This window comes from Metabacillus sp. RB-C-LZQ-3-1, assembly GCF_058315175.1.
The window spans coordinates 1-7,869 of record NZ_JBZFLI010000041.1 but is presented as its reverse complement, the minus strand read 5'-3'; the positions used below and the strand labels follow the sequence as shown (position 1 = coordinate 7,869).

Annotated in this window: 10 protein-coding genes; 8 read left to right on the top strand and 2 right to left on the bottom strand. The window is 36.2% G+C overall.

Annotated features, from left to right (window positions below):
- The first annotated feature begins 106 nt into the window (after positions 1-106).
- The 8 genes from AC4GZ8_RS26075 (at position 107) to AC4GZ8_RS26040 (ending at position 6,522) form a co-directional block, all read left to right on the top strand.
- Positions 107-1,108 (top strand): LacI family DNA-binding transcriptional regulator, encoded by a 1,002-nt coding sequence (locus AC4GZ8_RS26075; protein ID WP_491084798.1) that lies wholly within the window; start codon positions 107-109, stop codon positions 1,106-1,108.
- A gap of 15 nt (positions 1,109-1,123) precedes the next feature.
- Positions 1,124-2,083 (top strand): sugar kinase, encoded by a 960-nt coding sequence (locus AC4GZ8_RS26070; RefSeq protein ID WP_491084797.1) that lies wholly within the window; start codon positions 1,124-1,126, stop codon positions 2,081-2,083.
- A gap of 19 nt (positions 2,084-2,102) precedes the next feature.
- Positions 2,103-2,765 (top strand): 3-hexulose-6-phosphate synthase, encoded by a 663-nt coding sequence (hxlA, locus tag AC4GZ8_RS26065; RefSeq protein WP_491084796.1) that lies wholly within the window; start codon positions 2,103-2,105, stop codon positions 2,763-2,765.
- Complete coding sequence (hxlB, locus tag AC4GZ8_RS26060; RefSeq protein WP_491084795.1) at positions 2,725-3,282, top strand: 6-phospho-3-hexuloisomerase; 558 nt, start codon at positions 2,725-2,727, stop codon at positions 3,280-3,282. Before hxlA ends, hxlB begins: the two co-directional genes overlap by 41 nt.
- A 61-nt stretch (positions 3,283-3,343) precedes the next feature.
- Complete coding sequence (locus AC4GZ8_RS26055) at positions 3,344-4,375, top strand: TRAP transporter substrate-binding protein (protein WP_491084794.1); 1,032 nt, start codon at positions 3,344-3,346, stop codon at positions 4,373-4,375.
- Between the two features lie 60 nt (positions 4,376-4,435).
- Positions 4,436-4,921 (top strand): TRAP transporter small permease, encoded by a 486-nt coding sequence (locus AC4GZ8_RS26050; RefSeq protein ID WP_491084793.1) that lies wholly within the window; start codon positions 4,436-4,438, stop codon positions 4,919-4,921.
- A complete protein-coding gene (locus tag AC4GZ8_RS26045) occupies positions 4,918-6,207 on the top strand; it encodes a TRAP transporter large permease (RefSeq protein ID WP_491084792.1) in 1,290 nt (429 codons plus the stop codon). Before AC4GZ8_RS26050 ends, AC4GZ8_RS26045 begins: the two co-directional genes overlap by 4 nt.
- Positions 6,208-6,240: 33 nt before the next feature.
- A complete protein-coding gene (locus AC4GZ8_RS26040) occupies positions 6,241-6,522 on the top strand; it encodes a cupin domain-containing protein (RefSeq protein ID WP_491084791.1) in 282 nt (93 codons plus the stop codon).
- A 47-nt stretch (positions 6,523-6,569) separates the two neighbouring features.
- On the opposite strand, the gene rpiA is transcribed toward AC4GZ8_RS26040, so the two are convergent.
- Complete coding sequence (gene rpiA / locus AC4GZ8_RS26035; RefSeq protein ID WP_491084790.1) at positions 6,570-7,247, bottom strand: ribose-5-phosphate isomerase RpiA; 678 nt, start codon at positions 7,245-7,247, stop codon at positions 6,570-6,572.
- 171 nt (positions 7,248-7,418) lie between these two features.
- On the bottom strand, positions 7,419-7,592 hold the full coding sequence (locus AC4GZ8_RS26030; RefSeq protein ID WP_491084789.1) for a hypothetical protein: 174 nt from the start codon (positions 7,590-7,592) through the stop codon (positions 7,419-7,421).
- Positions 7,593-7,869 lie beyond the last annotated feature (277 nt).

Genomic DNA, 7,869 nt, shown 5'->3' with positions numbered 1-7,869 from the left:
TTAAAAAATTTTCAAATAACGGGTTGTAAAACGCTTACAATTACTTTATACTATCCATAAACCGGTTTAGTAAATCGATTTAGTAAGAAACGAGTAGGAGAACAAAATGAAAAAAGTAACAATGGCAGATGTCGCAAAACAAGCGAATGTATCTAAAAGTACAGTTTCACAGTTCTTAAATAAAAGATACGACTATATGAGTGATGAAACAAAAATACGAATTGAAGAAGCAATTAACAAACTAGAATACAAACCAAACATTATTGCAAGAAGTTTAAAACAAAAATCCACATCAACAATCGGTGTAATTGTAGCAAATATTTTGCATGCGTTTTCAACCCAGGTGATTCGAGCTATTGAAGATACTTGTCATGAACAAGATTTTCATATTATTGTCTGTAATGCAGATGATGATTCAGAAAAAGAGAAGCGCTATATTGATATGCTTCGTGCAAAGCAAGTAGATGGGTTAATTATCTTTCCTACAGCAGAGAATGTAGATATGTACAAAAGTCTAGTACGAGAAGAGTATCCAATTGTTTTTATGGATCGGAATGTTCCGGAACTAGCGATTCCTTCTATCATGCTTGATAACGAAAAAGCAGCAAGTTTAGCTGTTCAGCATTTTATTGATCAAGGATATAAAAGAATTGGGATGATTACAACGTCTGTCCGTAATGTCACAACGAGAATTGAAAGGATTAATGGATTTAAAAACACACTCCTAAAAAATGGCTTAACCATCCAAAATGAGTATATTCAAAGTGTTGAGGTTAATCAGATTCAAATGGCGCTTAAAGCAATGCTTTCCCTTGAAGCTCCACCTCAGGCAATCCTGGCTGGAAATGATATGGCCTTAATGGAAATTTTGAAGTATATAAAAGAAAACAATATGGAAATTCCATCAGATTTAGCTTTGATTGGCATTGATGATGTTTCGTTTGCTAGTTTTTATAATCCCTCTTTAACAACTGTTGCACAGCCAACATTTAAGATGGGGGCTGAAGCCGCTAATGTTTTGCTTCAAAAAATAAGAAATCAAGAAGGAAATGAAAATGAAGAGATCAAAAGATTCGAACCGGAACTCATCATTCGAAAGTCTTGCTAAGGGATAAAAGGAGGAATGACTGTGCTTGATGTTATGACAATCGGAGATGCAATGATTACCTTTAATCCATCAGCTAACGGACCTTTAAGGTTTGTTTCATCATTTGACAGAAAAGTTGGTGGGGCTGAATTAAATTTCGCCATTGGTTGCTCTCGCTTAGGGTTAAAAACGCGCTGGGTTAGCCGTTTAGGCCAGGATGAATTTGGTCGATTTATTTATAACTTCGTTCGAGGTGAAGGAATAGATGTGTCAGAGGTAGAGCTAGTTGAAGGCTACTCTACTTCATTAAACTTTAAAGAAATCATGGAAGATGGAAGTGGAAGGACATTTTATTATCGACAACAATCACCTACCACTGCATTAACCATTGAAACCCTTAAGGAAGAACTGTTTAAAAACATACGACTTCTTCATGTAACAGGAGTGTTTCCGGCAATAGACCAAGAGAAAAATGTTGAGTTAATTAAACATGCCATGATCGAAGCAAAGAAGCATGGAGTGCTTATCTCATTTGATCCGAATATTCGCTTGAAATTATGGAGTAAGGAAGATGCGAGTTATCATTTAAGAGAGTTTCTTCCATATGTGGATATTTTCTTAACTGGAACTGAGGAAGCGGAAATTCTTTTAGGCACAAAGGAGCCACAGGAAATCATTGAGAAGTGCCACACCTATGGTATCTCATATGTGGCTATTAAGTTGGGGGAGCTTGGGGCAATTGGTTCCTACAATGGTCAAATTATAAAAGCATCGCCATTAAAGCCAAAGAAGGTTGTTGATACCGTCGGTGCTGGAGATGGATTTGATTCAGGGTTTATTTATGGAGTATTACACAATTGGACATTGGAGAAAACATTAGAATTTGCAAATGCAATTGGCTCAATGGTTGTTAGTGTTTCAGGTGATAATGAAGGATTGCCATATTTAGATGAAGTGCTTGTGAGGTTAGGAGAAAAAGAATTAATAGAAAGATAGTTAGAAGTGGGGGAATGATATGAATCTGCAACTAGCTCTTGATAGGTTAACAAAGGAACAATGTATGCAAGTTTTAGCGGAAACACATGAACATATCGATTGGATTGAAATTGGTACAGGGATTATTAAAGAATATGGAATGGCAATCATTCGGGAGGTAAAGGCATCATATCCTTCTAAATTGATTGTAGCTGATATGAAAACCTGTGATGCAGGGAAATATGAAGCAATTCAAGCATTTGAAGCAGGTGCTGATATCACAACAGTTATGGCCTTTTCTGCCAATCAAACAATCTCAGATACTATTGAAATAGCAAATCAATTCGATAAACAGATTATGATTGATCTACTTGGCATCACGGACGAAAACCGAATGACTGAGTTAAAGGAATTAGGAGTGAATCTCGTAAGCTTACATTTTGGGAAAGATATGCAGCAAGAAGGAGAATTTCAAACAGACCTATTTCAATTAATAAAAAATCACCCGAATTTCGAAGTAGCGGTAGCAGGTGGCATTACGTTGCAATCACTACCAGACCTATTGGCTCAGCAACCGGATACAATTATTGTTGGGAGTGGTATTACACAAGCGGAAAATCGATCAGAAGCAGCCAAACTTATGAAAGGAATGATGAAATTAAATGAAATCAATCATTCTTACAGTAGCAGAGGAAATAACTAATGTGCTATCACAAGTAAAAGAAGAAGAAGCAATCCAGTTATCAAATGAACTAAAAAAAGCGAAACGGATTTTTGTATATGGCGAAGGACGTTCAGGATTGATGGGGAAGGCATTTGCGATGAGATTAATGCATGGAGGATACTCAGTATTCGTCGTTGGCGAAACGATTACACCAAGCATTGAAGCAGGCGATTTAATGGTAGCAATTTCAGGGTCTGGCTCAACAGGTGGGATTTATCAATTTGCTTCAAAAGCAAAGCAAATAGGGGCTAAGGTTTTTCTTGTAACAACAAACAATGAGTCAAAAATTGCTTCTGTGAGTGATGGGATTCTAACCATTCCTGCAGCGACTAAATACCGCAAAAGCCATGAACCGAAAACCATTCAGCCACTTGGCAATCAATTTGACCAATCAGTGCACCTATTGCTTGATTCGATTATCATTTCAACTTTGGAAACAGACCAGCAAGAAACAGTATACAAAGAGATGACAAAACGACATACAAACCTTGAGTAAAAAGAAGCAACAAATGCGTATTGTTGTAAGCGTAAACAACTAAACAAAAAGGGGAATAACAATGAAAAAATTAACTGCATTATCATTGGTATTATTATTGGCTTTGTCAGTATTCCTAACAGCGTGTGGTCAAAAAACTGGAAATAGTGAGGCTGAAGGATCTGCAGATAAAATAAAAATAGTCGCAGCACATAATCAAACATCTCCTGATAATCCATATCAAACAGGTCTTTTAAAGTTTAAAGAAGTAGCTGAGGAAAAGTCAAATGGACAGATTGAGGTAGAAGTTCACGCGGGAACAATAGGTACGGAAGAATCTGAGTTAGTCGAAAAACTTAAACTTGGCGGGGCAGATATAGTATTAGTATCACCTGGTTTTATGACACAAACTGGAATTAAGGAAGTTGACTTACTTGCCTTACCATACCTTTTTGATAGCTATGAACATTGGGAAAAAACAGTTGATGGAGAAGTTGGGGACAAAATTGCTCAGCTTGTGAATGAGAAATCAAATAATGACTTTAAATTAATTGGCTACTGGTCTGCAGGTGTAAGACATTATTATGGAAAGCAACCACTACAATCTATTGAAGATATTAATGGATTGACGATTCGAACACAAACATCCGGTGTTGTTGCTGATTATTGGAAAAAGGTTGGGGCTATTCCTACATCTCTTGCATGGGGGGAGTTATATCAAGCCCTTCAACAGAAGGTAGTAGATTCTTCTGAAAATGCGTATCCTTATTTCGTTCAGCAGAATCACCATAAAACAGTTAATGGAAAGTATATTACGGAAACTGGGCATGATTATACGACTCGATTCTTATTAGTAAATGGAAAGAAGTTTGATTCTTATTCTAAAGAACAACAAGAGATTATTTTAGAGGCTGCTAAAGCATCGGTAGAAGTAGAACGAAAAGCTCTTTATGATCAAGAAGCGGAATATAAAGAAAAGGCAATTGCTGAAGGTGCTGAAGTAAATGAAATTGACACAGCTCCATTTATAGAAATTGCCCAGCCACTTCAGGAAAAGGCAGCAAAGGAAATGGGAGCAGAGGACTTACTTAAGCAAATTCAGGAATTAAAATAATAAGGTGAAGGACACTTTACGTGTCCTTTCCTTCTAACCTTTAATATGGGGGAAGACAAAATGAGTAAGTTTATAAAGTTACTTGAGAAAACACAGCTAACAGTCGGGGTTATATGTTTAGTTATCTTTTTTGGCGCTATCATCACTCAAATTGTAACAAGGTATTTAGGAATACCAGTTATTTGGACAGAAGAAGTGGCAAATTACTCATTTATATGGGCAGTTTTTATGGGAGCTGCAGTCATGTTAAATAGGAGAGAGCATTTTAGCTTTGATTTTTTAGCACAAAAATTAAATGGCAAATCAAAAAACTATTTATATTTAGTTATAGACAGTGTGTTGCTTAGCTTTAACCTTGCAATCTTTTATTACGGTATTCAAGCTGTGCAAAATTTCTGGAGCTATAATTGGGTGTCCTTACCGATGTTAAAGATGGGGTATGTTTGGATTGCAATTCCGATTATGGGAATCACCATGTTTATCTATTCGCTTTCACACCTAATTTCAAATGTGAAAAGGTTGAATAGTAAGGAGGTAGCAGAATGATTGCGATCTTATTAATCGGTTTATTTCTTATCTTGATGTTTATCGGTGTACCTATCGCGTTTGTTATTGGTATTGTGGCTCTACTTGGAATCTTGAATGTCCCATATATTCCAGAGGTAACGGTTCCTGTAAAAATGTTAAATGGAATCGATTCCTTTGTACTACTTGCTGTACCATTATTTATTCTGGCAGCAAATTTAATGAATTCAGGGAAAATTTCGCAAAAGTTAATAGACCTGGCTCTTACAATTGTTGGACCGATTAGAGGGGGGTTAGCACATGCCAACATATTAGTATCAATGATTTTTGCAGGAGTATCCGGGGCTGCTCAGGCTGATACTGCTGGTGTCGGAAAAATCCTTATCCCGAATATGAAGAAAAAAGGATATGACACCGAGACCGCTGTTGGTGTTACGGCTGCCTCATCAACAGTTGGGGTAATTATTCCACCAAGTATTCCAATGATTATTTTTGCTGGTTTGACAAATGCTTCAGTTGGGGCTTTATTTCTTGGAGGAATTGTTCCAGGAATATTAATAGGACTTGGAATGATGGCATTTGTGTACTTCATGGCAATTAAAAAGGGGTATCCAAGATATGAAAGAGCAACGATTAAAAAGTTTTTTAAATTAGTCCTTGAAACACTGCCAGCGTTATTCACTCCAATCATAATTATTGGAGGAATCATTTCTGGTTTCTTCACAGCAACAGAAGCAGCAGCAGTAGCATCCTTATATACACTGTTAATTAGTATGTTTGTCTACAAAACAATTAAAGTAAAAGATTTACCGAAAATATTAACTGACACGTTAGCATTAAGCTCTTTATCTTTATTCGCATTAGCAGCAGCCAGTGCATTAGGTGAACTTATGAGTTACTACCAACTATCAGTACTTGCACAAGATTTCTTTATTAATAGTATCGGAACAAAATGGTTATTTATCATCATTATTATTGCATTCTTTTTATTTGTTGGAACGTTTATGGATGCCATACCTGCGATGATCTTATTTGTACCTGTAATTCTCCCTGCGGCAACACATTTTGGGATTGATCCAATTCATTTAGGAATTATCGTTGTCATCACATTAGCAATCGGTTTAATTACACCACCATATGGTCTATGCTTGCTTTTATCAGCCAAGATCGGGGAATTATCCATTGAACGGTCTTTAGTTGCTGTTCTGCCATATATATTAATCGTGTTAATTGTATTATTATTTGTAGCGTTTTTCCCAGAGGTTGCTTTCTACTTACCAAAGTTAATTAATCCACAGCTATTTTAATAGATAAAGCCTAAGACAGAGAGGAAGCTTAATATGGTTAAGAGAAATATACTAAATTCAGATGGATCCTTAATGTTAGTAAGAGTCGAGCTACAAGAAGGATTTCACGGAGAAATCGATCAACATCCTCAAGAACAGCTAAGCTATATTGAAGATGGAAAGGTTGAGTTTGAGGTGAATGGTAAAAAAAGAGTGCTAAGCAAAGGAGATTCACAATTTATTCCTTCTGATGTACCTCATCGTGTAAAAGTATTAGAGGAGTGTATCATTCTCGATGTTTTTACTCCTTTACGTGAAGATCTATTAAAGATTTAAATCATCAACATAAAAAGGAGAGGTTGTTTTTAACCTCTCTTTATGCATTATATTTCTAATAAAGTTACTTCGTTATTTTCTCCAGAAACAATTACTTTATCTGTCATGTCGATAAAGAGACCTGTTTCTACGACCCCGATTATTTGCTTCAATTGTTGATGTATTTCATGGGGAGTTGAGATCGATTCGAATTGACAATCTAATATGTAGTTTCCGTTATCTGAGACAAAAGCTGCACCATCTCTCATCCTTATTTCAGGCGTACAACCTAATGCAGCTATTTTCTGTGCAGTCACTTCCCAACCAAATTGAACAACTTCTACAGGAAGCGGAAAACTCCCCAATTCCGTTACGATCTTTGAATGATCGACGATAATGATTAGTTCTTTACTCGCCGCGTCAACAATTTTCTCTCTTAAAAGTGATCCTCCGCCACCTTTTATAAGATTTAATTGGGAGTCTACTTCATCTGCACCGTCAACAGCTATGTCTAATTGTTGTACTTCTGAAAAAGTTGTTAGCGGGATACCAAATTCTTTTGCCCAACCTTCTGTACGGCGAGATGAGGGGATTCCTTTTATTCTTAACCCTTTCTCTACCGCTTCTCCCAATCTTTTTAGGAACCAATAAACCGTTGAACCTGACCCCAGGCCGATGACCATATCATCTTTAATAAACTCGACAGCTTTTTCGGCTGCTATTTTCTTTAAGGAATTCATTTCCATCCATATCACCTTCTTGTCGTTATCTATAATGATTTCTAGTATTAGATGAAAATGTCCTCCTTAAGTAGAGTAAATAATTAAGGGGAAGTTCAAATAACTATTTATATATCTAAATAAATTATAAGGTTTTCATGTTTATGATGATCTCATAGGTAGTGCATTGCCAATCTTTTAAAATCCTCTAAAGGTTTTTCGATGATTGATAAAATAAAGCGTTAAAAAGATCGCGATAAATAGTAAGGGTGATGTGATATAAAGAGGGACAAGGTTCATGAATCCTAACAAATTAACAAATATTAATCCAACTGTTAAACAGATCAGCAACACAATCCATCTACGCTTCATAGATTTCTCCTTTCTAAGGCGGTTGTTTACTAATGGGTATGCTCGTCAGTCCTTTTTTATCCATGTAATTTGAGACGGGTCATGACGTAAAGCACGGATGCCGTCTACAATATTTGAATGTGAATTTTTTGTGAAATGGAGCTAGCGCACTTGTCAAATGTCGACACATTTTGATATATTATAGATGTGAAATTAATCACAAACAAACATTTACCCCTTTGTTTGACCGTGAAAAATTTCTCCCATCCCCTTTGTTGTCGTTAAGACATATAAAAAA